24 protein-coding genes are annotated in these 25,759 nt (G+C 62.9%); 14 read left to right on the forward strand and 10 right to left on the reverse strand.

Features of this window, described 5'->3' with window-relative positions; all coding sequences use genetic code 11:
• Window positions 1-4 precede the first annotated feature (4 nt).
• Window positions 5-2,026, reverse strand: a complete 2,022-nt coding sequence (gene mnmC, locus GF111_RS20325) for a bifunctional tRNA (5-methylaminomethyl-2-thiouridine)(34)-methyltransferase MnmD/FAD-dependent 5-carboxymethylaminomethyl-2-thiouridine(34) oxidoreductase MnmC (protein ID WP_038876623.1) — start codon at window positions 2,024-2,026, stop codon at window positions 5-7.
• A gap of 170 nt (window positions 2,027-2,196) precedes the next feature.
• Here mnmC and fabB point away from each other — a divergent pair, with 170 nt between their 5' ends.
• The gene (fabB, locus tag GF111_RS20330) at window positions 2,197-3,417 is read left to right on the forward strand and encodes a beta-ketoacyl-ACP synthase I (RefSeq protein ID WP_047730170.1); all 1,221 of its coding nucleotides are present in this window, start codon (window positions 2,197-2,199) and stop codon (window positions 3,415-3,417) included.
• A 212-nt stretch (window positions 3,418-3,629) separates the two neighbouring features.
• Entirely contained in the window at window positions 3,630-3,851 is a 222-nt protein-coding gene (locus GF111_RS20335) for a hypothetical protein (protein WP_004936201.1), read from the forward strand.
• A 62-nt stretch (window positions 3,852-3,913) separates the two neighbouring features.
• Here GF111_RS20335 and apbE read toward each other — a convergent pair whose 3' ends face one another.
• A complete protein-coding gene (gene apbE, locus GF111_RS20340; RefSeq protein ID WP_047730171.1) occupies window positions 3,914-4,945 on the reverse strand; it encodes an FAD:protein FMN transferase ApbE in 1,032 nt (343 codons plus the stop codon).
• 154 nt (window positions 4,946-5,099) lie between these two features.
• On the opposite strand from apbE, the gene GF111_RS20345 reads away from it, so the two are divergent.
• Complete coding sequence (locus GF111_RS20345; protein ID WP_147190437.1) at window positions 5,100-6,212, forward strand: SLC13 family permease; 1,113 nt, start codon at window positions 5,100-5,102, stop codon at window positions 6,210-6,212.
• Here GF111_RS20345 and pepT read toward each other — a convergent pair.
• Window positions 6,209-7,456 carry a peptidase T gene (pepT, locus tag GF111_RS20350; RefSeq protein WP_055312075.1) on the reverse strand — a complete coding sequence of 416 codons (1,248 nt, stop codon included), beginning with the start codon at window positions 7,454-7,456 and terminating at the stop codon, window positions 6,209-6,211. The two genes, GF111_RS20345 and pepT, sit on opposite strands and share 4 nt — an antisense overlap.
• Window positions 7,457-7,673: 217 nt before the next feature.
• Between pepT and GF111_RS20355 the strand changes: the two genes are divergently transcribed.
• Window positions 7,674-8,570, forward strand: coding sequence for an endonuclease/exonuclease/phosphatase family protein (locus tag GF111_RS20355; RefSeq protein WP_038876498.1), 897 nt, complete (start codon window positions 7,674-7,676; stop codon window positions 8,568-8,570).
• A 27-nt stretch (window positions 8,571-8,597) separates the two neighbouring features.
• On the opposite strand, the gene GF111_RS20360 is transcribed toward GF111_RS20355, so the two are convergent.
• Window positions 8,598-10,031 carry a PLP-dependent aminotransferase family protein gene (locus GF111_RS20360; RefSeq protein WP_174840531.1) on the reverse strand — a complete coding sequence of 478 codons (1,434 nt, stop codon included), beginning with the start codon at window positions 10,029-10,031 and terminating at the stop codon, window positions 8,598-8,600.
• Between the two features lie 93 nt (window positions 10,032-10,124).
• On the opposite strand from GF111_RS20360, the gene GF111_RS20365 reads away from it, so the two are divergent.
• Window positions 10,125-10,580 (forward strand): rhodanese-like domain-containing protein, encoded by a 456-nt coding sequence (locus GF111_RS20365; protein ID WP_147190441.1) that lies wholly within the window; start codon window positions 10,125-10,127, stop codon window positions 10,578-10,580.
• A 4-nt stretch (window positions 10,581-10,584) separates the two neighbouring features.
• Here the strand turns inward: GF111_RS20365 and flk are convergent, their stop codons facing one another.
• Window positions 10,585-11,613, reverse strand: coding sequence for a flagella biosynthesis regulator Flk (flk, locus tag GF111_RS20370; RefSeq protein ID WP_047730174.1), 1,029 nt, complete (start codon window positions 11,611-11,613; stop codon window positions 10,585-10,587).
• A 205-nt stretch (window positions 11,614-11,818) separates the two neighbouring features.
• On the opposite strand from flk, the gene GF111_RS20375 reads away from it, so the two are divergent.
• Genes GF111_RS20375 through GF111_RS20390 form a run of 4 tightly spaced genes read left to right on the forward strand, consistent with a single transcriptional unit; the run spans window position 11,819 to window position 15,473 of the window.
• On the forward strand, window positions 11,819-12,181 hold the full coding sequence (locus GF111_RS20375) for a hypothetical protein (protein ID WP_038876488.1): 363 nt from the start codon (window positions 11,819-11,821) through the stop codon (window positions 12,179-12,181).
• Window positions 12,182-12,230: 49 nt separating this feature from the next.
• Entirely contained in the window at window positions 12,231-14,267 is a 2,037-nt protein-coding gene (locus GF111_RS20380; protein ID WP_147190443.1) for a protein-disulfide reductase DsbD, read from the forward strand.
• On the forward strand, window positions 14,264-14,980 hold the full coding sequence (locus GF111_RS20385; RefSeq protein WP_147190444.1) for a DsbA family protein: 717 nt from the start codon (window positions 14,264-14,266) through the stop codon (window positions 14,978-14,980). The genes GF111_RS20380 and GF111_RS20385 overlap by 4 nt, the downstream gene beginning before the upstream one ends.
• The gene (locus GF111_RS20390; RefSeq protein ID WP_047730177.1) at window positions 14,973-15,473 is read left to right on the forward strand and encodes a protein disulfide oxidoreductase; all 501 of its coding nucleotides are present in this window, start codon (window positions 14,973-14,975) and stop codon (window positions 15,471-15,473) included. Before GF111_RS20385 ends, GF111_RS20390 begins: the two co-directional genes overlap by 8 nt.
• Here the strand turns inward: GF111_RS20390 and GF111_RS20395 are convergent.
• Window positions 15,470-16,936, reverse strand: coding sequence for a PLP-dependent aminotransferase family protein (locus tag GF111_RS20395; protein ID WP_148940654.1), 1,467 nt, complete (start codon window positions 16,934-16,936; stop codon window positions 15,470-15,472). The genes GF111_RS20390 and GF111_RS20395 overlap by 4 nt on opposite strands.
• 172 nt (window positions 16,937-17,108) lie before the next feature.
• Between GF111_RS20395 and GF111_RS20400 the strand changes: the two genes are divergently transcribed.
• Entirely contained in the window at window positions 17,109-18,104 is a 996-nt protein-coding gene (locus tag GF111_RS20400) for a DMT family transporter (protein ID WP_038876475.1), read from the forward strand.
• 155 nt (window positions 18,105-18,259) lie between these two features.
• Window positions 18,260-18,889: a CatB-related O-acetyltransferase gene (locus GF111_RS20405; protein ID WP_048234486.1), complete on the forward strand. Its 630-nt coding sequence runs from the start codon at window positions 18,260-18,262 to the stop codon at window positions 18,887-18,889.
• A 34-nt stretch (window positions 18,890-18,923) separates the two neighbouring features.
• Here the strand turns inward: GF111_RS20405 and GF111_RS20410 are convergent, their stop codons facing one another.
• Genes GF111_RS20410 through GF111_RS20420 form a run of 3 tightly spaced genes read right to left on the reverse strand, consistent with a single transcriptional unit; the run spans window position 18,924 to window position 21,880 of the window.
• Entirely contained in the window at window positions 18,924-20,441 is a 1,518-nt protein-coding gene (locus GF111_RS20410; protein WP_016926872.1) for a tripartite tricarboxylate transporter permease, read from the reverse strand.
• An 11-nt stretch (window positions 20,442-20,452) separates the two neighbouring features.
• Window positions 20,453-20,884 carry a tripartite tricarboxylate transporter TctB family protein gene (locus tag GF111_RS20415; protein WP_019453755.1) on the reverse strand — a complete coding sequence of 144 codons (432 nt, stop codon included), beginning with the start codon at window positions 20,882-20,884 and terminating at the stop codon, window positions 20,453-20,455.
• Window positions 20,885-20,899: 15 nt separating this feature from the next.
• Window positions 20,900-21,880, reverse strand: a complete 981-nt coding sequence (locus GF111_RS20420; RefSeq protein WP_038876466.1) for a tripartite tricarboxylate transporter substrate binding protein — start codon at window positions 21,878-21,880, stop codon at window positions 20,900-20,902.
• A gap of 276 nt (window positions 21,881-22,156) precedes the next feature.
• Here GF111_RS20420 and GF111_RS20425 point away from each other — a divergent pair, with 276 nt between their 5' ends.
• The 3 genes from GF111_RS20425 to GF111_RS20435 all read left to right on the forward strand — a co-directional run bounded on the left by GF111_RS20425 (window position 22,157) and on the right by GF111_RS20435 (window position 24,733).
• A complete protein-coding gene (locus tag GF111_RS20425; RefSeq protein ID WP_047730181.1) occupies window positions 22,157-22,486 on the forward strand; it encodes a hypothetical protein in 330 nt (109 codons plus the stop codon).
• A gap of 167 nt (window positions 22,487-22,653) precedes the next feature.
• Window positions 22,654-23,328 carry a transcriptional regulator TctD gene (gene tctD, locus GF111_RS20430; RefSeq protein WP_038876462.1) on the forward strand — a complete coding sequence of 225 codons (675 nt, stop codon included), beginning with the start codon at window positions 22,654-22,656 and terminating at the stop codon, window positions 23,326-23,328.
• Window positions 23,315-24,733, forward strand: a complete 1,419-nt coding sequence (locus GF111_RS20435; protein ID WP_147190308.1) for a sensor histidine kinase — start codon at window positions 23,315-23,317, stop codon at window positions 24,731-24,733. Before tctD ends, GF111_RS20435 begins: the two co-directional genes overlap by 14 nt.
• On the opposite strand, the gene GF111_RS20440 is transcribed toward GF111_RS20435, so the two are convergent.
• Window positions 24,730-25,650 carry a DMT family transporter gene (locus GF111_RS20440; protein WP_147190306.1) on the reverse strand — a complete coding sequence of 307 codons (921 nt, stop codon included), beginning with the start codon at window positions 25,648-25,650 and terminating at the stop codon, window positions 24,730-24,732. The genes GF111_RS20435 and GF111_RS20440 overlap by 4 nt on opposite strands.
• Window positions 25,651-25,759: the final 109 nt, after the last annotated feature.

Consider the following 25,759-nt stretch of genomic DNA (forward strand, 5'->3'; position numbering starts at 1 on the left):
TGAATTAAACCGCACGCCCTTTCAGCAGCTTTCGTATCCACATCCGATTCGGATTCAACGCCGCCAGCAGGCGTGCATCGCCCGGCAACGGTTCGCCGAACAGCTGCGCCGCCAGAATTTCCGCCGCCAGCGGCGCCGAGCACAGCCCGCGCGATCCCAACCCGCCGATAGCGAACAGGCCGGGATAGACCGGCGCCTCGGCGACGGTTTCGCCACGCTGGTTCTGCCGCTGCAAATCCTGATACTGCGTCACCGTGGCCTGATAGTCCGGCAGCGCGCCGACCATCGGCAGATGATCGCGGGTGGCGCTGCGCACGCCGCAGCGCGCCTGATGAGCGCTGACGTCCACCTGCTGTGGCCAGGCCTGTTCCGGCAGGCAGCGCAGCAGGCGCTCGCGGTTTTCCTGTTGCTCCTGCTCGCGGTAGTCGGTGGCGGTGTCGCCACGCTGGTAGCTGGCGCCGATGCAGTGTTGGCCGTTGTTGGCATTGACCGGCGTCAGGTAGCCGTCGTAGCACAAGACCTGTTTCAACTGACCGAGGGCCGGCGAGCTTGGAATGTGCGACACCTGCCCGCGCACCGAGTACAGCGGCAGGACTTGCGTCGGCGCCAGCTCGGCCAACCGGTGCCCGTTGGCCAGGATCACCGTCGCATGGCGGTGGCTTTCGCCGTGGGCGAAGTCGATACGCCAGCCGTTTTCTTCACGCGCCAGCGCCTGCGCGTCGTGCCGGTAGCGGCAGACCAGACCCTGCCGCTGCGCCAGCGCGAGAGCGCCGCGCGTCAGCTCGGCCGGGCAGAGCCAGCCGCCCTGCGGGTAGGTGATGCCGCCAAAGCCGGTATCGACGCCGCACAGTTCGCTGAGCGTCTTGCGGTCGGCCGCCATCGCCATCGCCGGCGGCCAGTCGGTTTTCAGCATATTGGCGATCTTGGCCCCGCTCTTTTCGTCGTAGGCCAGCTGGCTGACGCCGCACCACTGGTGATCAAAGGTGACGCCTTGTTGCAAGAGGGTGTCGTATTGACGACGGGCGAAGGGAAACGCGGCGCTGAAGAAACTCTCCAGCGCGTCGCCGCTGCCGTTCAGCAGAGGATAAATCGCCCCCTGGCGGTTGCCGGAAGCGCCCTCGGCCGCCTGCTCGTCGGCGCAGTACAGCGTGACGCTGGCGCCGCGCCGCAATAAGGCCAACGCGGTGAGCGCGCTGGCGACGCCACCGCCGATCAGGGCGATGTCGGCGGTGTTGTCCGCCGCCGGACGCCGATACCAGGGCGCCGGGTGGGGTGTAGGCTGCGTATCGGCCGGCAGACCGCCGGCGAGCATCTCACGTTTTTGGCCGAAGCCTTTGCAACGGTTGACCTGAAACCCGGCCTGTTGCAAGCCGCGGCGCACGAAGCCGGCGGCGGTAAAGGTGGCGAAGCTGCCTTCCGGCCGGGCGAAACGCGCCATGGCGGCGAACAGTTGCTCGGTCCACATGTCGGGATTTTTGGCCGGTGCGAAGCCGTCGAGAAACCAGGCGTCGACCTGGTTATTCATGCTGGCGTCGAACTGAGGCAGCAGTTCGTTGACGTCGCCGAACCACAGATCGAGCGTAATGCGGCCTTCGGCCAACAGCAGACGATGGCAGCCCGGCAGCGGCAGCGGCCATTGGGCGCGCAGCTCGTCGGCATAGGGGGCCAGCTCCGGCCAGCGCGCATGCGCCGCCGCCAAATCGGCCTGCTGCAGGGGGAATTTTTCAAAGCTGATAAAGTGCAGGCGTTGTAGTGCAGCATCCGGCTCGGCCTGGCGGAAGCCCGCGAAGGCCTGCCACAGCGTAAGGAAATTGAGCCCGGTGCCGAATCCGGTTTCCGCCACCACTAACAGCGGGCGCGGGTGAGTGGCGAAACGCTGCGGCAGCCGGTTGCCGTGCAGGAAGACATAGCGGGTTTCTTCCAGCCCATCCTGATTGGAAAAATAGACGTCATCAAACTGTTTCGAAACAGGTGTACCCTGTTCGTTCCAGGTTAGCGTTGCGGTTTGGATGGGGGCGTGGTTCACGGTCAATAGCTCGAAATTCAAGGGATGCCGCGAATTCTAACGGCGCTGGCGCCCTGGCGCAAACTGGACAACAATAAAGCTGAAAAACGCTGATCGGACTTGTTCGGCTTACATCTGTACGCTAAAGTGCGATGCAAAATCCCGTAGGTAAATAGTGGAAGAGGTATTGAATGAAACGTGCAGTGATTACTGGCCTGGGAGTTGTCTCCAGCATTGGTAATAACCAGCAGGAGGTCCTGGCGAGCCTGCAGGAAGGACGTTCTGGGATCACTTTCTCCCAGGAACTGAAAGATTCCGGCATGCGTAGTCACGTATGGGGGCAAGTTAAGCTCGACACGACCGGCCTGATCGACCGCAAGGCGGCGCGTTTCATGAGCGATGCTTCCATCTATGCCTTCCTGGCGATGCAAGAAGCGATCGCTTCTTCCGGCCTGAAGGAAGAAGAGTATCAAAACAACCCGCGCGTGGGCCTGATCGCCGGTTCCGGCGGCGGTTCTCCGCGCTTCCAGGTATTCGGCGCCGATGCGATGCGCAGCCCGCGCGGCCTGAAAGCGGTTGGCCCGTACGTGGTCACCAAAGCCATGGCCTCCGGTGTTTCCGCCTGCCTGGCGACGCCGTTCAAAATCCACGGCGTAAACTACTCCATCAGCTCCGCTTGCGCGACCTCTGCACACTGCATCGGTAACGCGGTTGAGCAAATCCAGCTGGGCAAACAGGACATCGTGTTCGCCGGCGGCGGCGAAGAGCTGTGCTGGGAAATGGCCTGCGAGTTCGACGCGATGGGCGCGCTGTCCACCAAGTACAACGACACGCCGGAAAAAGCTTCCCGCACCTACGACGCCGATCGTGACGGTTTCGTCATCGCCGGCGGCGGCGGTATGGTCGTGGTTGAAGAACTGGAGCACGCGCTGGCGCGCGGTGCGCACATCTACGCAGAAATCGTTGGCTACGGCGCAACGTCCGACGGCGCCGACATGGTTGCGCCATCGGGCGAAGGCGCGGTGCGCTGCATGAAGATGGCGATGCAGGATCTGGATGCGCCTATCGACTACATCAACGTGCACGGCACCTCCACGCCGGTAGGCGACGTGAAAGAGCTGGGCGCGATTCGTGAAGTGTTCGGCGACAATACCCCGGCTATCTCCTCCACCAAGGCGATGACCGGTCACTCGCTGGGCGCCGCAGGCGTGCAGGAAGCGATCTACAGCCTGCTGATGCTGGAGCACGGCTTTATCGCGCCGAGCATTAACATCGAAACCCTGGATGAGCAGGCGGCCGGCATGAACATCGTGACTCAGCCGACTCAGCGCGAGCTGACCACCGTGATGTCCAACAGCTTCGGCTTCGGCGGCACCAACGCCACCCTGGTGATGCGCAAACTGGCAAAATAATTCCGCCTGAGCTTCATCTCGCCATCAAGCCCGCGTTTTCGCGGGCTTTTTACCGTTCAAAGCCCGCCGGGCGAGCGCTCGGAGTTTTCCCAAATCACATCCCCTGACACATCATTACCTCGCCATTACACGCGTTGGGCATACAATAGCCAGGTAGCGTGATTATCGCTCGGCGTGGCTTTCTAAAGTGATCGAACATTGAGGCAAGAAGTATGAAAAAGTTAATTGCGGTTGGGTTACTGTCGGCCGTGTTGGCCGGATGCGCCACCGATTCTCCCTGCGTTCCGGTCTACGATGACCAGGGGCGTCTGGTGCACACCAACACCTGCATGAAGGGCACCACTCAGGATAACTGGGAAACCGCGGGCGCGATCGCCGGCGGCGCGGCGGCAGTGGCCGGTCTGACCCTCGGCATCATCGCGCTGACCAAGTGATCGGCGCGGCGCCTGCGGGCGCATGCAACCAGCCCGGCCATTGCGTGCCGGGCTTTTTTATTTCACTGCACCAAAAACGCCTTGAACTGCGGCGTCATCACGGCGCTAAAGCCGTCGTCGGTTTTGCTGATCAGGTAGACCGCCAGCCCTTTCTCTTCGGCAAGTTTCAACGCTTTCTCCGTGCCCAGCACCATCAGGCCGGTATCCCAACCGTCGGCCTCTAGCGCGGTAGGGGCGATCACCGTGGCGGAAACCAGTCGGTGGTTGATCGGCCTGCCGGTGGTCGGATCGATGACATGGGAGTAGCGCTGGCCGTTTTGTTCAAAGTAGTTGCGGTAGCTGCCGGCGGTGCTGATGCCGTAACCGTGCAGATCCACCAGCGCCTGCACCGCGTTTTCACGGTCGGTCGGCTTTTGGATCGCCACTCGCCAGGGTTTGCCCTGGCCGTTGACGCCGCGTGAAGAGACCGCGCCGCCGACCGATACCAGGTAGTTGGTAATGCCGTTGCGGTTCATCAGGCGCACCAGTTCATCGGCACCGTAGCCTTCGCCCAGCGTCGAGAGATCGACATACATGTCCGGCAGATCTTTTTGCAGCCACTCCCCGCGATTGTCGCTGATAAGCTTCAGGTGCTGCAGGCCGATGCGCTGCTTCGCCGCGTCGATCTGCGCCTGTTCCGGCACCTTGACCGGATGCTTGTCGGGGCCGAATCCCCACAGGTTCACCAGTGGGCCGACGGTGATGTCCATGGCGCCACCGGTATCGCGGCCGATGCGCTGGGCCATCAGCACGATGTCCGCCATGCCGCGCGGGATCGGCTGCGGTTCGAGGCTGGCGCTACGGTTAAATTGCGACAGCACCGAGTCGGCGCGGTAGGTGGAGATATCGTCGTTGGCCCGTTCGAGCACCGCGTCGATCTGCCGCTGCAGTTCTTGCTTGCCGATCGCGACGTCACCGCTGACTTTAACGCTGTAGAAGGTGCCCATGGTCTTGCCGTCGATATCGATTTGCGGGCGGGAGGAGGCATCGTCGCAGGCGGCGAGCAGGGCGCATAAGGCGCTGAGCAACGCCCCTTTGGCGAACAGGGAAGCCATAACATGTCCTTTGAAAACGAGAAAGCCGCTACAAATAAAGTAAAGCGCGGCAAATGGAAAGCGGATAAAGGTAAAATAGCATTTTGCTGGCGTTGTGGCTGCGCCTGAGCTAACGTCTCGCTCATGCTTCTCGCTGAGGTTTCAAGCTGCCACCATGAGTTCAACCGCCATTTCCCGGCTTATCCATCCCTTTGTCAAAGACCGTTTCCTGCATGCGCTGTTGTTGGCCGGCGTAGCGATGTTCGCCTTTCATCCGCAGCCGATGGCGGCGCTGGGCGGGTTTATCGACGGCCGCACCCTCATTACTCTGTTGGGACTGATGCTGCTGACCAAAGGCGTTGAGGTCAGCGGCTACTTCGACTTCGTTGGCCGCAAGATTATCAACCGGCTGCATAGCGAACGGCGGCTGGCGCTGTTCTTGGTGTTCTCTGCCGCGCTGTTGTCGTCGTTTCTGACCAACGACGTGGCGCTGTTTATCGTCATTCCGCTCACCATCACGCTGAAAAAACTGTCGGCGCTGCCGGTGGGCCGTTTGATCATCTTTCAGGCGCTGGCGGTGAACGCTGGTTCGTTGCTGACGCCGATCGGCAACCCGCAAAATATCCTGCTGTGGAGCCGCTCCGGCCTCTCTTTCCTCGGCTTCATCGGCCAGATGGCGCCGTTTGGCGCCGCGATGATGCTGAGCCTGCTGGCGCTGACCTGGTTCAGCTTCCCGGCGCGCGACATCGTGAAAACGCCGAATACCGAGGGCTACCCCTATCAACGGCCGCTGTTGCTGAGCTGCGTGGGGCTGTATGCGGTCTTCCTGCTGTGCTTGGATATCGGTCTGCCGCTGTATGGGTTGCTGGCGGTGTTCGCCGGCTTTTTATTGCTGGCGCGCCGGGTGCTGTTGCAGATCGACTGGAGCCTGATTTTCGTGTTCGCCGCCATGTTTATCGATGTTGGCCTGTTTACCCGCCTGCCGCCGCTCCAGCCGGCGTTTGCCGCGATCGCCGGGCTCAGCGACGGCGGGGTGTACGCGCTGGGCGTCGGGCTGTCGCAGATCGTCAGCAACGTGCCGGCCACCATTTTGCTGCTCAACTATGTGCCCGCCAGCGCGCAGTTGGCCTATGCGGTTAATGCCGGCGGCTTTGGGGTGGCGGTCGGCTCGCTCGCCAACCTGATTGCGCTGCGCATGGCGGGGGAGCGCAAGATCTGGTTGCGCTTCCACTATTACTCGCTGCCGCTGCTGGCGTGGGCCGCGCTGGTCGGCTGGCTGTTGAGCTAACTCTGATTGCCGCTCTGCCGGGCGGCCAACAGGCAAATGCTGCGGGTCACCTGGTAGGATTTCACAAAGGCGCTGACGGGTAAAAACTCGAAGCGCGAGTGGAAGTTATGCGCGCCGGTGAAGTAATTGGGCGTCAGGATGCCGCGGCTCGAGAGCGCCGCGCCGTCGGTGCCGCCGCGCATCGGGATCACCTTCGGCGGGATGCCGTGGGCGGCAAGGGCGCCAAAGATCAGATCGATGGCGCGCCGATCTTCGCCGATGGCGTTGCTGATGTTGCTGTAGATGTCGCTGATGCTGCAGCTGACGTTGGCGCGTGGATAGCTGGCCGCCACCTGGCGCACCGTCTCCTCAAGGCGGGCTTTGCGTGCCTCGAAGGTGGCGCGATCGAAGTCGCGAATCGACACCTTCAGCGTCGCCTGATTGGCATTGGCGGCCAGATCCGTGAACCAGAAATAGCCCTCGCGTCCGTCGGTGTGTTCCGGGGTATCCTGCACGTCGAATCGGTTGATGATGTCGTTGGCGATGCGTATCGGGTTGATTAACACGTTTTTCGCCGACATCGGGTGGGCGGTTACCCCTTCGATGCGGATCTCCGCCGCCGCCGCGTTGAAATTCTCGTAAACCACTTCACCCAATTCGCAGCAATCGATGGTGTAGGCGAAATCGACGGCGAAACGCTGCAGATCCAGCGCCTTGGCACCGCGCAGGCCGATCTCTTCATCCGGCACGAACGCCACCACGATATCGCCGTGGCGATCGGTGGCGGTCAGGTTGGCCAGCAGCGTCATCACCACGGTGACCGCCGCCTTGTTGTCGGCGCCCAGCACGCTGGTGCCGTCGCTGAACAGGATCTCTTCGTTCCGGTAGGGCAGGATCTCCGGGTGCTCGGCGGTGCGCAGCCAGATATCTTGCTCGGCGTTCAGGCATAAATCTTCGCCGGTGAAGCGTAGGCGCTGCGGGCGAATTTCGGGCGACAGGCCGACGTCCACGGTGTCGATATGGGTGATGAAGCCGATGCGCGGCGCGCCGGGTTGGGTGCCGGGCTTGCGGGCGGTGACGGTGGCGTGGTCGTCTATCTGCACGTCGGCCAGGCCGAGCCGGCGCAGCTCTTCCGCCAGCAGCTGCGCCATCTCATGCTGCCCCGGCGTGCTGGGCAGGGTGGTTGCGGCGGCGTCGCTCTGGCTGGTCACCGCCAGGTAGCGGAAGAAACGTTCGGTGAGCTGTTCGGCAATCGGGCTGGTCATCGGAACTCCTCGCGGTTGGCAATCTACCGGTTTTAAAACGAAATCAGCCGTTTGTCCAACGGTGCAATGCGTAAACTGCCAGAATGCGAAGCATCGCGCAGAAACAAAAAATAGCGGTGAAACTAGGAAATCGTCGCAGGTTTCTGCGGCAAAATCGGTGTTAGCTGTGGGCCGGGAAGCGCCTACATAACACTTATCTGTTCCTCAAGGAGAATTCATGCACACCGGTCACGCTCTGCTTATCACCTTACTGTCCCTTGGCCTCTCTCCCAGCGCCTGGTCCTCTGCCGACACCGGGCATGCCAACAGCAACGCCAACAGCCGCGAAGTGGCCAGCGCGCTGGGCGGCCTGAAAAACAAAACCTACGAACTGGAACAGGCGCCGAAGATCCGCGTCGCCAGCTTCAATATCGCCGCCGGCAAGGTCAGCGACATGACCGCCATCGCCAAGGCGATTCGCGCGATGAACGTCGACGTGGTGGCGCTGCAAGAGGTGGATAAGCTCACCGCCCGCAGCGGCCGCGTCGATCAGGCGGCTGAGCTGGCGAAGCTGACCGGCATGCAGGCGGTGTTCGGCCGGGCGATCGACTTCGACGGCGGCGAATATGGCCTGGCGTTTCTGTCCAGGTATCCGCTGCACGACGCCGTGATCTATCCGCTGCCGTCCGGCCAGCGCGAACAGCGCATCGCCTTCAGCGCCAAGGTCGACGTGCCGGAGTTCCCGGCGCCGATCACCCTGTTCAACACTCATCTCGATACCAAGGAAGATCCGACAATGCGCTTGGATCAGGTGCGGGAGCTGAACGATCGCACCATCGAAGTGCGCGGTATCAAGCTGCTGTTCGGCGACATGAACGATGTGCCGGGCAGCGTGACCTGGCTGGAATTGAGCCGCTATTGGAACGACATCATGCCTAACGGGCAGGATGGCCGCAGCTGGCCGGCGGAAAATGCCGAGATCAAGGTGGATTACCTCTTCACCGGCAACGCGCAGCGCTGGCATCTGGACAGCCTGACGGTACCGAACGCCAGCGGCGACTGGAACGGCGTGCATTGGCCGGCGGTGAGCGATCACCTGCCGCTGGTGGCGGAAATGCGTCTGACCGAGCAATAAGCCGGTCGGCATTCCGTTGGGGCCGGGCTAAGCTACGGCAATCTGCGCCAGCCGCTCGACGGCGCTGCGGATCTCGCCCGGCGTCAGGGCCGAAAAGCCCAGCAGCCAGCCGTCGCGCTGCGTCTGCGCCGTCTGGTATTGCGCCGTCAGCCCGGGCGTGAGGATGCCGAGCCGCTGCGCCTGTCGGCTGAGCGCCGCCTCCTGGCCGGGCGGCAGCCAGACGCTGAGCTGCAGGCCGCCGGCGGCGGGAGCGGGCGTGGCGAAGTGGCCGAGTTTTTCGTGAACTTCCGCCAGCAACGTATCGCGCCGGCTGCGGTAGAGCTGGCGCATGTAGCGGATATGCGCGGCAAAGTACCCCTGGCGGATGAATTCGGCGGTGACCGCCTGCATCAGCTGCGCGCTGTGGCCGTCATACACCGTGCGCGCGGTGACGAACGCGTCAACCAGCGTAGGCGGGACGATCAGGTACGCCAACCGCAGCGAAGGGAACAGTGATTTGGAGAAGGTGCCGAGGTACAGCACCCGGCCACGGCGATCCAGGCCCTGCATCGCCGGTATCGGCAGGCCGTCGTAATGAAACTCGCTATCGTAATCGTCCTCGACGATCCAGGCCTGCTGCCTGTCCGCCAGCGCCAGCAGCGCCAAGCGGCGTGCCAGGCTGAGCGCTGCGCCGGTTGGGTATTGGTGCGAGGGCGTCAGATAAATCAAACGAGGGTCGGGCAAGGAGGGGTCAGCACGCAGGCCGTCGCCGTCCACCGCGACCGGCGTCAGGGCGGCTCCGGCGCTGATAAAAGCGTTTCTTGCCCCGGTGTAACCCGGCTCTTCCATCCAGACGCTGTCGCCGCTGTCCAGCAGCAGCGTGGCGATCAGCTGCAGCGCCTGCTGCGAACTGGTCAGCACGATAACCTGCCGTGCATCGCAGATCACGCCGCGCGTTTGATTGACGTGGGCGGCAATCGCTTCACGCAGCGGCAAATAGCCCTGCGGGTCGCCGTAGCGCAGCAGGCTTTCTCCCTGTAGCCGCAGGCGCTGTGCGGTCAGTTGCTTCCACAAGGCCAGCGGAAACGCACGCAGATCCGGCGAGCCGGCGGCAAACGCCCGTGGCTGCTGCGGTTCGCGGCAGCCGCCGGTTTGTACGATCTGTTGGCCGCGCTGCGAAAGGCGCGGTATGCCGGCAGCGGTCGCCGGCGGTGGTGATTTGGCGATGATAATCGCCACAAAGGTGCCCTGGCCGACGCGGCGCTGCAGGTATCCCTCCGCCTCCAACTGACCGTAGGCCGCTTCGACGGTCACTCGCGAGAGGCCCAGATCGCTGGCCAGCACCCGGCTGGAAGGCAGGCGTTGCCCAACGCTCAATGCAGCTTGGTGGATGGCCTGCCGCAATGCGCCGCACAGGCGATCGCGCAGCGTGCCGGCGGTGTGGGGCGATTGCTGAAACAACGTGACCAGCGAGTGCTGCATAATGGGTCTTATCACGGTTGGGAAATGGGTATCAATCATAAGACCAAAATGGGGCACTATTGTCATCTGTCTTGATGCACGGGAGTGAATGGTATGTCGAAAGAATCATTGGTGCTGGCTTTTCCTCCGGCGGCGCCGGAAGAGAGCCTGGCCTACCTGGCGGCCAAACTGAGCCGCTATGCGGATGCCTGGGACGTGGCGGAGGATCTGCGCAATGGCGTGGACGGGGTGGTGGTTATCGACACCCGCGCGGAGACGATGTACGCCGCCGGGCATATTCCCGGTGCGCTCAGTTTGCCGCATCGCCTGATGGATGAAGCCGGCACGGCGCAGCTGGATCGCGAAAAAGTGTATGTGACCTACTGCGATGGCATCGGCTGCAACGGTTCCACCAAGGGCGCTTACAAGCTGGCGAAGCTGGGATTCCGGGTGAAGGAGCTGATCGGCGGGCTGGACTTCTGGCTGCGCGACGGCCATCCGTTGGCCATCGGCGAACAGCCGGGATCGTTGCGCGATCGGGCGGCTGTTGAGGATTGCGGCTGCGCCTGAAGCGTTAAAACACCAGCGCCAGCACGACGGCCAGCGCCAACAGCAGCAGGATCAGCGCGACGGCAGGTTTGCTGAGCGCTTTTTGCAGCGGCAGCGGCAGGGCAGCGATCAGCGGGTTGAGCAGCGGCTGCGGATCGACAGGGTGGCTGACGATAGCCTGAGCCTGGCCGGCTTTTTCCAGGCGTCGGGCAAACAGTTGATGAATGGCGTCGCTCATTTGCGGATGCGTCAGCGGCGCATTGGCGCCGCAGTTGAAGCGCGCCTGGCAATAGTCGTTCATCTGCTGCAGCTCTTGCTCGTCCGCCGGCTGCTTGAGTGCCGCCAGCAGATTGTTCAGCGTCGGCGCGCTCTGCGGGCTGAGGGCCACCTTCACTTGCAAGAATTGGTTTAACAGCTGGAAGTGGCGCGCCGGCAGCGGATCGTTGGTTTTCACGCCCGCCAGATCAAACAGCGTTTGCCAGATTTTAGCCGGCGCTTCACCGGTGGCCGCGCTAAGTTTGGTGACCTGCTGCTGCAGGCTTTGATGCTCTGCGGGCAGCAGCGGGCGATCGCTGGTGGCGGTTTGCTGCGGCTGAGGAATGGTCAGGCCGCCGGTCTGCAACAGATTCAGCACCTGCTGCAGCTGTGGTGGGCTCAGCTGGCTCAGTACCGTGTGGCCGAACTGCTGGCGAATAAAGTCGCTGACCGCCTGGCGGTTGTTGCCCTGCGGCAGTAATTCGGCCAGCTGTTGCAACAGCTGGCGCCCGGCGTGGTTTTGCTGCGCCTGCGTCAGGCGCGTTTGCAGCAGCTGTTCCGCCGGTTGAAAATGGCGCGCCAGCAGTTCACCGCCGTTGTCGGCGCCGAGATCGTGGCGCAGAGTCGCCCAGATCTCCGCCGATTTTGCCGGGCTGAGCGTCATGATTTTCACGATCAGCTTTTCCAGCGTCGTGCGCTGTGCCGGAGAAAGGGGTTGATCGTCAGTGGCCGCCGTTTTGCCCGGGGAGGGAGGGCGTTCGCCGGCGATTGGGGTGCCCGGCCCACTCAAAGGTTGCATATCACCAGTCCTTCGCTGTGTATCCCCGCAGAATGCCTGGAGGAGAGAATCATCATCGTACCCGGCGAAAAGCGCAGGCTTACCCTCTATAATACCTGTAAATCGCCGCCATCAATACCGCCGCTCAGACATTTCTTTACCGACAAAACGTTGCTAATCGCGCCCGCGTCGCTAAGATAACCCCAGACCCGAACATGAGGATGGCATGGTTAAACGGCAGCGGATTGCAAAATGGTTTTTATGCCTGGCTTGCCTGGTGGTGCTGACGTGCATGACCCAGCGCATGGCGGGCCTGCATGCGCTGCAGCAAACGCTGGGGATCCCGGCGGCCACCGCCGTTCAGTCCAGTGATACCGCCGCCGAAGCGCAGCCGACGCCCTGTGAACTGAGCGCCAAGTCATTGCTGGCCGCGCCGCCGGTGATGTTCGAAACCGTACTGTTCGGGCTGGGCCTGCTGCTGGCGCTGTTGGCGCCGACCATTGCCGCGCGCCTGCGTGTTCCTCCTCCTCGCGCCATTTCACCGCCCACCCTCAGGGTGCACCTTCGATTATGCGTTTTCCGTGAATGAGTTAATCGCCCGTTTTTCGCGGTGAATTAATCATTTATGGAGAATTAACATGTTGAAAATTATCAGGCTGGCCTGCGCTTGCCTGTTTATGCTGTGGCTGCCTGCCTTGCAGGCGGCGGACAGCGGCTGGCTGCAAAATCCGGCCAACGATCATGCCAAGGTGCGGCTGCGCGCCGACACGTCACAGCCGGGGGAGACCCGCCTGCTGCTGTCGGTCGAGCTGCAAAAGGGCTGGAAAACCTACTGGCGTTCCCCAGGCGAAGGCGGCATCGCGCCGGCTATCGTCTGGCAGGGCAACCCGCCGCCGGCGACCTGGCACTGGCCGACGCCGCAGCGTTTCGAGGTGGCCGGCATTTCCACCCAGGGCTATCACGATCGGGTTACGCTGCCGATCGTGATGTCAGGCCAGGTATCCGGCCCGCTGGCGGGCACCCTGACGCTATCCACCTGCAGCAACGTCTGCATTCTGACCGACTACCCGTTCAGCCTGGATCTGACGACGCCGAACGATCCGCAGTTTAACCACGACTTCGCGCAGGCAATGGGGCAGGTGCCGATCGCCGCCGGGGTGGCGGAGAGCGTCAAGGCCGGTTACCGCAACGGCGAGCTGCAGATTTCCGCCCAACGCGCCGCCGGCTGGCAGCAGCCCGCGCTGTTCTTCGATACGCTGGCGGATGCCGATCTCGGCAAGCCGCAGGTCGAGACCGACGGCGCTCAGCTGTTGGCGCGAGTGCCGGTCAGCGATGGCTGGGGCGATGCGGCGCCGGATCTGCGCGGCAAAACGCTGACGCTGGTGATCGACGACGGCGGCATGGCGCAGCAGATTACGCTGCCGATTGGCGATCCGCTGGCCGCGCCCGCCGGTGCGGCATTCCCGCTATGGCAGGCGGTATTGATGGCGCTGGCGGGCGGGTTGATCCTCAACCTGATGCCGTGCGTACTGCCGGTGCTGGGCATCAAGCTCGGCTCTATCCTGCAGGTGGAACGGCGCGATCGGCGCAGCGTGCGTTTGCAGTTCCTGGCGTCGTCGTTAGGTATCGTCGCCTCGTTTATGGCGTTGGCCTTACTGATGACGCTGCTGCGGCTCGGCAACCATGCGCTCGGCTGGGGCATTCAGTTCCAGAATCCATGGTTTATCGGTTTTATGGTGCTGGTGACGCTGCTGTTCAGCGCCAACCTGTTTGGCCTGTTCCATCTGCGCCTCTCGTCCGATCTGAATACGTCGCTGGCCACCCATAATGGGCACGGTCTGAGCGGCCATTTCTGGCAGGGCGCGTTCGCCACGCTGCTGGCGACGCCGTGCTCGGCGCCGTTTCTCGGCACGGCGGTGGCCTTCGCGCTGGCGGCGTCGCTGCCGGTGCTGTGGGGCATGTTCATCGCGCTCGGCATCGGCATGAGCCTGCCGTGGCTGCTGATCGCCGCCTGGCCATCGCTGGCGCTGCGCTTGCCGCGCCCCGGCCGCTGGATGAATACCGTCAAGCTGGCAATGGGGCTGCTGATGCTGGCGTCGTCGCTGTGGCTGCTGAGCCTGCTGAGCAATCATATCGGCGTGCAGGCCACGCTGTGGCTGGGGGCGTTGGCGCTGCTGGCGTTGCTGCTGGCGGTGTGGCGTCAGCAGGGCGCACGGTTGGCGACCAAGCTGGCTGCGGGCACGTTGGTGCTGGCGGGCGTGGCCTTGCTGGCCGGATCGCTGACCGCCGGCCTGTGGCGCCAGCCGTTGCAGGATCGGGTGCAGTGGCAACCGCTGAGCGAACAGGCGATTACCGAGGCGCTCGCCCAGCATAAGCGGGTGTTCGTCGACGTGACCGCAGACTGGTGCGTGACCTGTAAAGCCAACAAATTCAATGTGCTGCTGCGCGATGACGTACAGCGCGCGCTGAGCGCCGACGACGTGGTTGCGCTGCGCGGCGACTGGAGCCGCCCGTCGGCCGACATCAGCGCCTTCCTGCAAAAGCGCGGCAGCGTCGCCGTGCCTTTCAACCAAATCTATGGCCCCGGCAGCCCGGACGGCGAGGTGTTATCCCCGCTGTTGACCCGTGACGCCGTGCTGCAAACCCTTTCCCATGCCAAAGGAACCGAACAATGAAAAAACTACTGATTTTACTGATGATCATCGCCGCCCCGGTGTGGGCCGTCGAGCCTTTCACCCCGGCGCAAGAGGCGCGTATCAAAGAGATGATCCGCGAAACGCTGGTGTCCAACCCGGACATTCTGGCGCAGGCGGTGGACGCCTGGCAGCAGCAAACCGCCGGCCAGCAAATCAGCCAGGCTATCAAGCAGAACGCCAAAACGCTGTACCAGGATCCGGCCAGCCCGCGCCTCGGCGCCGCCAACGCCAAACTGACGCTGGTGACCTTTACCGACTATAACTGCCCGTACTGCAAGCGTTTTGATCCGATGCTGGAGAAGATCGTCAAGCAATACCCGGACGTGGCGCTGGTGGTGAAGCTGCTGCCGTTCAAGGGCGAAAGCTCAGTCAGTTCGGCGCGCGTGGCGCTCACCACCTGGCAACAGCACCCGGATCAATTCTGGGCCCTGCACCAGCGGTTGATGGCGAAAAAGGGCTTCCACGACAACGCCAGCATCGCCGCCGCGCAAGAGAAAACCGGCGTCAAGGCGGTGGCGCCCAGCGAACAGAGCATGACCACGCTGCGCACCAATATGGAGCTGGCGGAACAGCTGGGCGTGCAGGGGACGCCGGCGACGCTGATCGGCGATCGGATGCTGCCGGGGGCGGTGTCGAATGAAGAGCTGGAAGCGATGGTGAAGCAGCAGCTGGCGAAGGCCGACCATGGCTAAGCTCAAGCGCTGGGGGCGCGAGTTGCTGCTGCTGGCGCTGATAGCGCTGGCGGTGGTGACGGTGATGGATTGGCTGAACGCGCCGCAGGCGCCGCCGGCCTTCGATGCTCAGACCCTGACCACGCTGGACGGCGAGCGCGTGTCGTTGGCGCAGCTCAGCCATGAGCGGCCGCTGCTGGTTTACTTCTGGGCCAGCTGGTGCGGCGTCTGCCGCTTCACTACGCCGGACGTCGCCCGTTTGCAGGCGGCGGGCGGCAACGTGCTGACCGTCGCGCTGCGCTCGGGCGACGATACCCAGGTGAAACACTGGCTGGCGCGCAAACGGCTGGCGCTGCCGGTGGTCAACGATCCGGCTGGTACGCTCTCGGCGCAGTGGCAGATTGGCGTGACGCCGACCTTCGTGGTGGTCTCGCAGGGCAAGGTGGTGCAGAGCACCACCGGCTGGACCAGCTACTGGGGGATGAAGCTGCGGCTGTGGTGGGCCGCCGTCTAACCGGCGTTTTTCTCCGTTATCACCTCCTCAATCGCCCGGCACAGCCGGGCGATACCTTCTTCAATCTGCGGCGGCGAGTTGGCGGCGAAGTTCAGCCGCAGGCCGTGCGCGCCCAGCTGTTCCTGCGCATAAAAGCATTCGCCGCGTGCGAAGGTCACGCCGTGCCGCCAGGCGACCGGCATCAGTTCGGCGGTGGTCACCGCCGCCGGCAGCGTCAGCCAGATAAACAAGCCCCCCTGCGGCGTTTCGAAGCGGCACCCCGGCGGCAGCCGCCGTTGCAAGGTATCAATCATCACCTCCAGATGGCGGCGGTAGACGCGCCCGGCGCGCCGCAGCTGTTTGTCGTAACGGCCGACGGTGACGAACGCGTCCAGCGCCCGCTGGATCAGGCTGGAACAGGTGAAGCTGTCGACGTGTTTCAGCCTGGCGAAACGTTGATAGTGTTCGCTGTCCGCCACCAGATAGCCGATGCGCATGCTGGGCAGCAGCATTTTGGAGAAGGTGCTGACGTAGATCACCGCGCCCGGCTGCGCCAGCGCCCGCAGCGACGGCAGCTGTTTGCCCTGGTAACGCAGATCGCCGACGAAGTCGTCCTCCAGGATCACCACGCCGGCCTGTTGGGCGATCGCCAGCAGGCGTCGCCGCCGCGCCTCGCTCAGGCAGCGGCCGGTCGGGTTGTGGAAATTGGGGATGGTGTAGATCAGTTTAGGGCGGTGGCGTTCTAACAACTCCGGCAACAAATCCACCCGCATGCCGTGGCGATCGCCCGGTACGGTGACGATATTGATGCGGTGCTGGCGCAGCAGGCCCAGCGCTTCGGCGTAGGTCGGCTCTTCGACGATCACCGTATCGCCCGGCGCCAGCAGGCTTTGCACCACCAGACTGATGGCGTGCTGCGAGCCGTTGGTGATCAGCACCTGTTCCGCCTGCGTGGGGATGCCCTGCGCGCTGAGGATGCGGCTCAGCGTATCGCGCAGCGGGTAGTAGCCGCAGTATTCCCCGTAGCTGAAGGCCTCTTCCGCATGGCGGCTGAGCACCGACAGCAGCACTTTGCGAAACGCCTCCAGCGGAAACACCTTAGGGCTGCCGACGCCGGCGGCGAAGTTGATCAGCCCCTCCGGCAGCGGGGCGTCGGCGTAGCCGTCCAGCCGTGAGGTGAGGGTGGTGAAGCTCTCCAGCGGGAATGGAGCATCGCTGCTCGGCCGGGCCGGGCGCGCCTGCGCTTGCGGGTGCGCGACATAGGCGCCGCTGCCGCGCCGCTGATGCAAAAAGCCCTTGGCCGCCAGTTCGGCGTAGGCGTTATCCACCGTTAAACGGCTGACCGCCAGTTCGGCCGCCAGCGTGCGCGTCGAGGGCAGTTTGTCGCCATCGACGAACACACCGGTGAGGATGGCGCGCCGCAGCGCTTCTTCGATCTGTAAATAGAGCGGAACGTCCTGCTCGCGATCCAACGGGATATGCATGCAAAATTGGCTCGGTTATGGAGAGTGATTTTTACTATACCCCATGTCAACAGGGCTTCAAGCGCAGAAAAGTGGCCTGCATGACAACGCCGTAAAGTGGCTATAGTGAGAAAAAATGGCCGCGTTACACTGTCCGCCTGAGCATTTACGTCGCCATTTCTCCGAGGATCTCATGTCATTACCGTCAGGCGTTTCCGCCCGGCCGGCGCTGCCCGGCGCGCGCCTCTTTCAGGGCAGCCACCAGGGTTACGTCATCGCCATTATCAGCGCCATGCTGCTGGCCTTTACCGCCATCATCATCCGCGCGCTGACCGAGTACTATCACCTGCCGACCTTTGTGCTGGCGTTCTGGCGCGCGGCGCTGGTGGCGCTGGTGCTGTTGCCGCTGCTGTTGCTGGTAAAACCGCAGTGGGCGCGCCTGCGCCGTGAACAGGTGGTGTTCTACGCGCTTTACGGGCTGCTGCTGGCGCTGTTCAACAGCCTGTGGACGCTGTCGGTGGCGCTGAACGGCGCGTCGGTGGCGACCATTCTGACTTACTGCTCGGTGGGCTTTACCGTGTTCCTCGGTTGGGTGATGTACAGCGAACGCCTGACGCTGCGCCAATTGCTGGTGATCGCCATCAGCCTGGGCGGCTGCTTCCTGGTCAGCAACGGCGACAGCATGGGGAACAGCCACTTCGATCTGCTGGGGCTGCTGGTCGGGATGCTGTCGGGCATCGGCTATACCCTGTATACCCTCGGCGGGCGGGTGGCCAGCGAACGCGGCTATCCGGTGTGGAACACTATTCTGTACGTGTTCGGTTTTTCGGCGCTGTACCAGCTGGCGTTCAACGCGGCGTTGACGGCGTTCCCGCTGGCGGCGTTCCACGGCATGGCCGGCGACCTGTGGTTCCTGTCGCACGGCGCACAGGGCATTCAGTGGAGCGGCTGGCTGTTGCTGCTGGCGCTGGCCGCCGGGCCGACGCTGCTGGGCTTCGGGTTGTATAACATCAGCCTGAAAACGCTGCCGCTGGCGGTGGCCAACCTGATCCTGTCGCTGGAGTTGGTGTTCACCGCGGTGATCGCTTATTTCCTGCTGGGGGAGAGCATGAATCAGCTGCAGCTGCTGGGCAGCGCGCTGGTGATGGGCGGGGTGCTGCTGTTGAAAAGCAAGACCGCCGAGGCGTGATAGGCTACCATTACGCCTCGCAAGAGAGACCGTAAGATGAATAACCCGAGATTGAAACGAGCGCTTATCGCTTGAATGGCCGTGTTGAGTGAACGACAACACGGCCACAGACATTCCGTTCCGTGGCTTTTATTCCCGTAACAAGAGAATACGCCATGTCCGAAAAACACTGGTCCAAAACCGAGCTGCTGCATCAGACGGTGACCAACCCGAATATAATCGTCAAAGGCACCCACAGCTACTACAGCGACTGCTGGGATAACGGCTTCGAGCGCTCGGTGGTGCGCTATCTGCACGGCGACGCGGTCAGCCGGCAATGGCAGCCGCTGGGCGACATAGACCGCCTGCTGATCGGCGATTACGTGTGCATCGCGGCCGAAGCGGTGATCCTGATGGGCGGCAACCATACCCATCGCATCGACTGGCTGAGCCTGTATCCGTTTATGGCAACCATCAAACAGGCGTACCGCCCCAAAGGCGATACCCGGCTGGGCGACGGTTGCTGGATCGGCATGCGGGCGATGCTGATGCCGGGAATCTCGATAGGCGAGGGGGCGATCGTCGCCGCCGGCAGCGTGGTGGCCGGCGATGTTGAGCCTTATGCCATCGTCGGCGGTAACCCCGCACGGTTTATCCGTTGGCGGTTCACGCCGGAGGTTATCGTGCGGTTGCTTGCCTTGCGCCTCTATGACTTGTCCGAGGCGGACTTTGCGGTGATTCTGCCCCTGCTCGCCGATGACGATATCGAGGCGTTGGAAAGGGGAATTGCGGCCCTACGCCGTTAAACACAACGGGCGGGGGATCCCCGCCCGTTTCGCGTTACTCGGCTTTGGCCTCGGCCGCAGGTTGGCGGCGTTTGCGCATCAGGCGCAGCAGCGGCGGCAGCGCCAGTACCGCGACCGCCAGCACCAGCAGCGTTTGCGCGATGCTGCTGCTCCACAGAATGCCGAACTCGCCGTTGCTGATCGACAGCGCGCGACGCAGATTTTGCTCCAGCATCTCACCCAGCACGAAGCCCAGAATCAGCGGCGACATCGGGAAGTGCATTTTCCGCAGGATGTAGCCGAACACGCCCAACCCGACCATCAGCAGCAGGTCGAAGGTGGTGCTGTGCACCGCATAAACCCCCACCGCCGACACCGCGGCGATCGCCGGCACCAGGAACCACAGCGGGATGGTCAGCATGCGCGTGAACAGGCCGACCAGCGGCAGGTTCATGATCAGCAAAATGACGTTGGCGATCAGCAGCGCGGCGATCAGCCCCCAGACGATATCCGGCTGTTCGGTGAACATCGCCGGGCCGGGGGTGATGTTGTACAGCGTCAGCGCGCCCATCATCACCGCCGTGGTGCCGGAACCCGGCACCCCCAGCGTCAGCATCGGAATGAACGAGCCGCACGCCGAGGCGTTGTTGGCCGCTTCCGGCGCCGCTACGCCGCGGATGTCGCCCTTGCCGAAGGTGTCGCTGTTGCCGCTGATTTTCTTCTCGGTCATGTAGGTCAGCGCACTGGCGATGGTGGCGCCGGCGCCCGGCAGAATGCCGACGAAGAAGCCGATCACCGACGAACGCAGGGTAGGGCCTGCGCACTGCGCCGCCTCTTTGCGGTTGAACAGCAACCGGCCGGTTTTACGCACCAGCTTTTGCCCGGCGCTGGTGCTCTCCAGCATCAGCAGGATTTCACTGACCGAGAACAGGCCGATTACAACGACGATGAACTGTACGCCGTCGGAGAGGTGCACGCTGTCGAAGGTAAAGCGGTAAACGCCGGTGTTGGCGTCAACGCCTACCGTCGCCAGACCCAGACCGATCAGCGCCGCCAGCAGCGATTTCAGCGGGTTCTGGCTCATCATGCTACCGAGGCAGGCGATGGCGAACACCATCAGGGCGAAATACTCCGCCGGGCCGAAGGCCAGCGACCAGCGGGCCAGCAGCGGCGCGAACAGGATGATGCCGCCGATGGCGATCATCGATCCGACGAACGAGCTGACCGCCGAGATGGACAGCGCCACGCCGGCGCGCCCCTGCTGCGCCATCGGGTAGCCGTCCAGCGCGGTCATAATCGCCGCCGCGTCGCCCGGCACGTTGAGCAGAATCGACGAGATGCGCCCGCCGTACTCGCAGCCGATATACACCGTCGCCAGCAGGATCAGCGCCGATTCAGCCGGCAGCTTGAGGGCAAACGCCAGCGGCAGCAGGATCGCCACGCCGTTGATCGGCCCGAGGCCCGGCAGCAGGCCGACGATGGTGCCGACGAAGCAGCCGATCAGGGCGATAATCAGGTTCTGCGGCACCAGCGCCACTTCGAACCCTTGGGTCAAATACATCCAGGTATCCATCATCGCTCCCGTTAGCTCAGCCAGGCGCCGAGCGGCAGTGTGACATCGAGAAGTTGGTCAAAGGCGTAATACAGCGCTGCACCCATGACGACGCCGGAAATGGCCGCCGCCGGCAGGCTGGCCTGAAACAGCAGGCCGATGCTGAACGTCAGCAGCGCGGTCGCCAGCGGGAAGCCCAGCCATTCAAAGCCCCAGGCATACAGCACCAGGGTGATCACCAGCACCAGCAGCCGCTGCAGCACCTTGTTGTGCGGCCACTCCACCGCCTGCGGGCGGCGCAGCAACAGCAGGGCTGCGCACAGCGCCATCAGGCTGAGGATCGCCAGCGGGAACGGGCGCGGCCCCAGCGGTTCATAGCTATATTCGCTTTGGATGCCCCAGCCGATGAACAGCCCGCCGATACACAGCAGCAGCCAGAAACCGGCAAAAATACGATCGCTCATGGTTTTCCCCTGCGGTTATTTGGCCAGGCCGAATACTTTTGCCTGCTCACGGTATTGGGCAACCTGATTCTTCACGTAGGCGTCCAGCTCTTTGCCGGTCATGTTGAATTCGAACAGGCCGCGCAGATCGCGCTGCTGCTTGAATTCGTCGGTCGCCATCATTTTCTGGAAGGTGTCGATCCACCACTGATACTCTTCATCGCTGACTTTCGGCCCGACGTAGAAGCCGCGAATGATCGGCCACACCAGGCTGTATCCCTGCTCTTTGGCGGTTGGAATGTCGGCCAGCTGGCCCGGCAGACGTTGCTCGGCATACACCGCCAGCACGCGGATCTTGTCGCCCTGCAGATAAGGCACCATCTCGCTCAGGTCACCGGAGACCGCCTGGATATGGTTGCCGAGCAGCGCGGTTACCGGCTCGCCGCCGCCTTCGAAGGCCACATAGCGCATCTTGCGCGGATCCACGCCGACTTCGCGCGCCAGCAGCGCGGTTTTCATCCAGTCCTGGCTGCCGATGGAGGCGCCGGCGCCGAACACCACGCTGTTGGGATCTTTTTGGAAGGCGTCCATCAGATCTTTCAGGGTTTTGTAAGGCGAGTCGGCGCGCACCGCGATCATGCCGTAGTCGGTACCGACCGCCGCCAGCCATTTCACGTCTTCCACGTTATAGCGGCCGAACTTGCCCTGGGACAGATTGAGCAGCGAGCCGCCGGAGAAGGCCACCACGGTGCCGAACTCCGCCGGGCGCTGCGCGACGATGGCGTTGTAGGCCACTGCGCCGACGCCGCCGGGCATATAGGTGACGCGCATCGGCTTATCGATGGCCTTGGTGTCCTGCAGCGACACCTGAATCAGCTTGCAGGTCAGATCGAAGCCGCCGCCGGGCTTGGCCGGCGCGATGCATTCGGTGCGTTTGGGCGCTTCCACGGCAAAGGCCTGATTGGCCGCCAGCAGCAGGGCGGCGGCGGTAAAGGTACGGGTCATTATTTTTTTCATTGTGACTTGCCCTCGGTATTGTTCTGGTTGTGAAATCCCGCCGGGTGCGGTTGCAAGATTGTTAAAACAACAACCTTTCATTTACCTTTCAGCGGACGGAAAAGTTTCCAGTCTGTGATTGGGGTCGCTTGTCGCGAGCGAAGAGCGGGTGCACTACCATAGAAAGGAAGAGAAGAACAGGGGGCAAAACCGGCCAAAATCCTGCGTAATATCAGGTTTGCGGTTCTGCTCTCGCGATAGAATCATGAGCAATAAAATGAATAGAGACGCAGTAATATGTTTTCGTTAGGGAAATTGTTTGGTGGCAGGGACAGCGCCAAAGTGTGCGCGATTAAACGGCTGCCGGAGGTCTATGCAGAGATGACCGGTGAAACCGGGCAGTGTCGTTTAAAGCGGCTGCGTGCCGATATTGGCGTATTTGAGCTGCATTTCGTCAATGCCTACGGTGAAAAGTATGCCTGCCAGATGACCGCCTGCGTGACCGGCATCGATCTGGTGTTTGCCGCCAACAATCGCTCCGTGCTGGTGTCTTCACCGTTTACCGCCGACAAGCTGCGCCCGGTGCTGGACATTGCCGTTGCCGACAGCCCCGTTCCGCTGAGCTGATACCGGCCTGCGATCGCGCTCCATATGCATAATTGTGTGCCAGCTCCCAAAACTGGCGGCGCGGCACTCTTTTATCCCCTTATTTTCCATGCCATTCTCTGTTATCGACCTGTTAACAAGCACGCTATCGGCGTCAGGTTGTTCAGGTAAATCAATGGAATGGAAACATGCGACTGTTATTGGTTGAAGATCACCCCGAGCTGTCTCACTGGTTGCAAAAGGCGCTGACCGGCGCCGGCTTTGCCGTCGACGTCGCCCCGGACGGCGTGGCGGCCGATCATCTGTTGCTCAACGAACGCTATGCGCTGGCGGTGTTGGATGTGGCGCTGCCGCGTTTGAACGGCCTGGATTTGCTGGCGCGCCTGCGCAAGCGCGGGCAGGATCTGCCGGTGCTGCTGCTGACGGCGCGCACCGACGTGGCCGATCGGGTGAAGGGCCTGAATCTGGGGGCGGACGATTACCTCACCAAGCCGTTCGAACTGGATGAGCTGGAAGCGCGCATTCGGGCGCTGCTGCGCCGCAGCGTCGGCGCCGCGCAGCCGGCGTTGCAGTATGGCGCGTTGACCTATCACGACGAAGGCTATTTCCTGCTGGAGGGCAAGCCGCTGGCGCTGACGCCGCGCGAACTGGCGGTGTTGACCGCGTTGATGCACCGCCGCGGCCGCCCGGTGGCCAAGCAGCAGCTGTTTGAGCAGGTGTTTACGCTGTCCGATGAGGCCAATCCGGAGAGCATTGAGCTTTACGTACACCGTTTGCGGAAAAAGCTGCAGGGCAGCGACGTGGCAATCATCACGCTGCGCGGTCTGGGTTACAGCCTGGAGCGGTGCAATGCGGTGGTTTAACGCGCCGCGTTCGTTGTTCTATCAACTGCTGCTGTTTTTTGGCCTGCCGCTGGTGGCGTTGGGCGGCATCTCGATCTACACCCACTATTTCAGCGCCATGAGCGCCGCCACCCTGGCTTACGATCGCACGCTGCTGGCGTCGGCGCGCACCGTGGCGGAGCGGCTGGTGGTGCGCGACGGCAAACTGGCGGTCGATATGCCCTATGTGGTGCTCGACAGCTTCGAGCGCAACATGAACGACCAGCTCTATTACGAGGTGATCTCGCCGCAGGGGAAAAGCATTTCGGGCTATGACGATTTGCCGCCTTTGCCGCCCCATATCCCGCGTTCCACACTCTACCCGGCGCTGGTGCATTTTTACGATGCGGAATACCTAGGCCGGGCGATCCGCGTGGCGGCGCTGTTTCAACCGATCAACGAGTCGGGCGTGAGCGGCATGGCGACCATTCTGGTGGCGGAAACCCTGGAGTCTCGCCGTTACCTGGCGCGACAGATGATGATCGCGGCGCTGTTGAGCCAGGGCACGGTGGTGGTGTTAACCCTGATTCTGGCGTTCGCGCTGCTCAAGCGGGTGTTGAAGCCGATGCGCAAGCTCTCCTGCATCATGCTGCGGCGCGATCCGGGCGAGTTGACGCCCCTGCCGCGGGTATTGCCGTGGTCAGAGATGCAGCCGCTGCTGGTGGCGTTCAATCGCTATATCGAACGGCTGCGGCTGATGGTGGCGCGCCAAGAGCGTTTCAGCGCCGATGCTTCGCACCAACTGCGTACGCCGCTGGCGGTGTTGAAGACTCAGGTCGGGGTGGCACTGGCCAGCGACCGGCCGCAGCAGTGGCGCGAAAGCCTGCAGGCGATGAGCACGACGCTGGATAATACCGTGGCGCTGACCGACCGCCTGCTGCATCTCTCACGCCTGAAGGCCAGCGAGCACCAGGCCGAGCGCCAGCTGCACCCGGTCAATCTGGCGCAGGTGCTGCGCGACGCCTGTTTTTCCCGCTTGCCGCAGGCGCGCAGTAAACAGATCGATCTCGGGTTTGAAGGCGAGGCGGCGTGCCAGGTGGCGGGGGAACCGCTGCTGTTGGCCGAACTGTGCGCCAACCTGCTGGACAACGCGCTGAAATACACGCCGCGCCAGGGCGTGGTGACCGCGCGCCTCACTCAGGATCAGGCGTCAGGGGAAGGCGTGCTGGAGATTGAAGACAGCGGCCCCGGCATCGCCTTGCAGGACAAGGCGCTGGCGCTGCAGCCGTTTCATCGGCTGGACAACGTGGGCGATCAGCCGGGCGCCGGCCTGGGGCTGGCGCTGGTGAAGGACATCACCGCGTATCACGGCACCCGCCCGGAGCTGCTGAGCTCCGCCGCGCTGGGCGGCCTGTTGGTGCGGGTGCGTTTCAGGCTGCTGCCTTAAGCCTGTTCTTTGCAGGATTCGACGTCGGCCGCCGGGGCTTTGGCTTTACGCGTCAGCGGCGTGCGCAGCCGCTGCGACAGAATAACGCCCAGCAGGGTGATGCCGCCGCCGATCAGGTGGTAACCGTGCAGCTGTTCATGCAGGAACAGCACGGCGATAGCGGCGGTAAACACCGGCGCCAGGTTCATAAAGATCGAGGCGGTGTTGGCGCCCAGGCGCATCACGCCCTGGATCCAGAGGAAGGGAGCGATGATCGAAGCCGGAATGCCGGCGAACAGCACCAGCGGCAGGTTATGGCCGTTCAAGCCGACATCCTGCGCCATCAGGAAATTAGGCAGCAGCAGCAGCACGCCGAACAGGATCTGCACGTACAGCGATTGCCAGTTCGGCAGCGCGATGGCCCAGCGTTTGGTCAACACGCCATACAGCGCGTAAGAGGCGGTGGCGAGCAGCATCATCAATTCCCCCTTGCCGATACCGTGCTGCAGCAGCACGCCGGGCTGACCGCCGCTGACCAGCCAGATCAGGCCGCAGAAGGAGAGTATGCTGCCGAGCAGCACGCCGACGGTTGGCGCAATGCGCAGCAGTACGATGCTGATCAGGATGGTCAGCAGCGGGATCAGCGATACGATGATGCCCATAAACAGCGCGCTGACGCTGTGTGCGGCGTAATAGGCCAGGCTTTGGTACAGCACCATGCCCAGCAAACCGAGGATCATCAATTTCCACCAGTTGGTGCGCACCTGCGCCCAGTTGCGCAGCACGCCCGGCAGCACGAACGGCGTCAGGGCAATCAACGCCAGCAGCCAGCGGTAGAGCGAGATGGCCGCCGGATCGATGGCGGTGGCGGAGAGTTTGCTGACGACGGCGTTAATCGACCAAATCAGCACGGCCAACAGCGGGAAAAGCATATTCATGATAATTATTCTCAATAACGTCCAACATGCTGGCTAGTCTACGCGTGTCCGGTTTATCATATATAGCGATATCCAGACAAAAATCGGCGTAAACAAGACAAATCACGGG

This window comes from Serratia sp. HRI, from assembly GCF_010119335.3.
GTDB classification, from domain to species: domain Bacteria; phylum Pseudomonadota; class Gammaproteobacteria; order Enterobacterales; family Enterobacteriaceae; genus Serratia; species Serratia nevei.

Bases quoted from the DNA above. Each gene is read 5' to 3' on its own strand.
- GF111_RS20440 (WP_147190306.1), bottom strand. From the start codon at position 25,650: ATGAATATGCTTTTCCCGCTGTTGGCCGTGCTGATTTGGTCGATTAAC.
- flk (WP_047730174.1), bottom strand. From the start codon at position 11,613: ATGCAACCTTTGAGTGGGCCGGGCACCCCAATCGCCGGCGAACGCCCT.
- GF111_RS20405 (WP_048234486.1), top strand. From the start codon at position 18,260: ATGTCCGAAAAACACTGGTCCAAAACCGAGCTGCTGCATCAGACGGTG.
- GF111_RS20385 (WP_147190444.1), top strand. From the start codon at position 14,264: ATGAAAAAACTACTGATTTTACTGATGATCATCGCCGCCCCGGTGTGG.
- GF111_RS20335 (WP_004936201.1), top strand. From the start codon at position 3,630: ATGAAAAAGTTAATTGCGGTTGGGTTACTGTCGGCCGTGTTGGCCGGA.
- GF111_RS20375 (WP_038876488.1), top strand. From the start codon at position 11,819: ATGGTTAAACGGCAGCGGATTGCAAAATGGTTTTTATGCCTGGCTTGC.
- GF111_RS20360 (WP_174840531.1), bottom strand. From the start codon at position 10,031: ATGCAGCACTCGCTGGTCACGTTGTTTCAGCAATCGCCCCACACCGCC.
- GF111_RS20395 (WP_148940654.1), bottom strand. From the start codon at position 16,936: ATGCATATCCCGTTGGATCGCGAGCAGGACGTTCCGCTCTATTTACAG.
- GF111_RS20390 (WP_047730177.1), top strand. From the start codon at position 14,973: ATGGCTAAGCTCAAGCGCTGGGGGCGCGAGTTGCTGCTGCTGGCGCTG.
- GF111_RS20400 (WP_038876475.1), top strand. From the start codon at position 17,109: ATGTCATTACCGTCAGGCGTTTCCGCCCGGCCGGCGCTGCCCGGCGCG.
- tctD (WP_038876462.1), top strand. From the start codon at position 22,654: ATGCGACTGTTATTGGTTGAAGATCACCCCGAGCTGTCTCACTGGTTG.
- GF111_RS20380 (WP_147190443.1), top strand. From the start codon at position 12,231: ATGTTGAAAATTATCAGGCTGGCCTGCGCTTGCCTGTTTATGCTGTGG.
- fabB (WP_047730170.1), top strand. From the start codon at position 2,197: ATGAAACGTGCAGTGATTACTGGCCTGGGAGTTGTCTCCAGCATTGGT.
- GF111_RS20355 (WP_038876498.1), top strand. From the start codon at position 7,674: ATGCACACCGGTCACGCTCTGCTTATCACCTTACTGTCCCTTGGCCTC.
- GF111_RS20425 (WP_047730181.1), top strand. From the start codon at position 22,157: ATGTTTTCGTTAGGGAAATTGTTTGGTGGCAGGGACAGCGCCAAAGTG.
- GF111_RS20365 (WP_147190441.1), top strand. From the start codon at position 10,125: ATGTCGAAAGAATCATTGGTGCTGGCTTTTCCTCCGGCGGCGCCGGAA.
- GF111_RS20345 (WP_147190437.1), top strand. From the start codon at position 5,100: ATGAGTTCAACCGCCATTTCCCGGCTTATCCATCCCTTTGTCAAAGAC.
- GF111_RS20420 (WP_038876466.1), bottom strand. From the start codon at position 21,880: ATGAAAAAAATAATGACCCGTACCTTTACCGCCGCCGCCCTGCTGCTG.
- apbE (WP_047730171.1), bottom strand. From the start codon at position 4,945: ATGGCTTCCCTGTTCGCCAAAGGGGCGTTGCTCAGCGCCTTATGCGCC.
- pepT (WP_055312075.1), bottom strand. From the start codon at position 7,456: ATGACCAGCCCGATTGCCGAACAGCTCACCGAACGTTTCTTCCGCTAC.
- GF111_RS20415 (WP_019453755.1), bottom strand. From the start codon at position 20,884: ATGAGCGATCGTATTTTTGCCGGTTTCTGGCTGCTGCTGTGTATCGGC.
- GF111_RS20410 (WP_016926872.1), bottom strand. From the start codon at position 20,441: ATGGATACCTGGATGTATTTGACCCAAGGGTTCGAAGTGGCGCTGGTG.
- GF111_RS20435 (WP_147190308.1), top strand. From the start codon at position 23,315: ATGCGGTGGTTTAACGCGCCGCGTTCGTTGTTCTATCAACTGCTGCTG.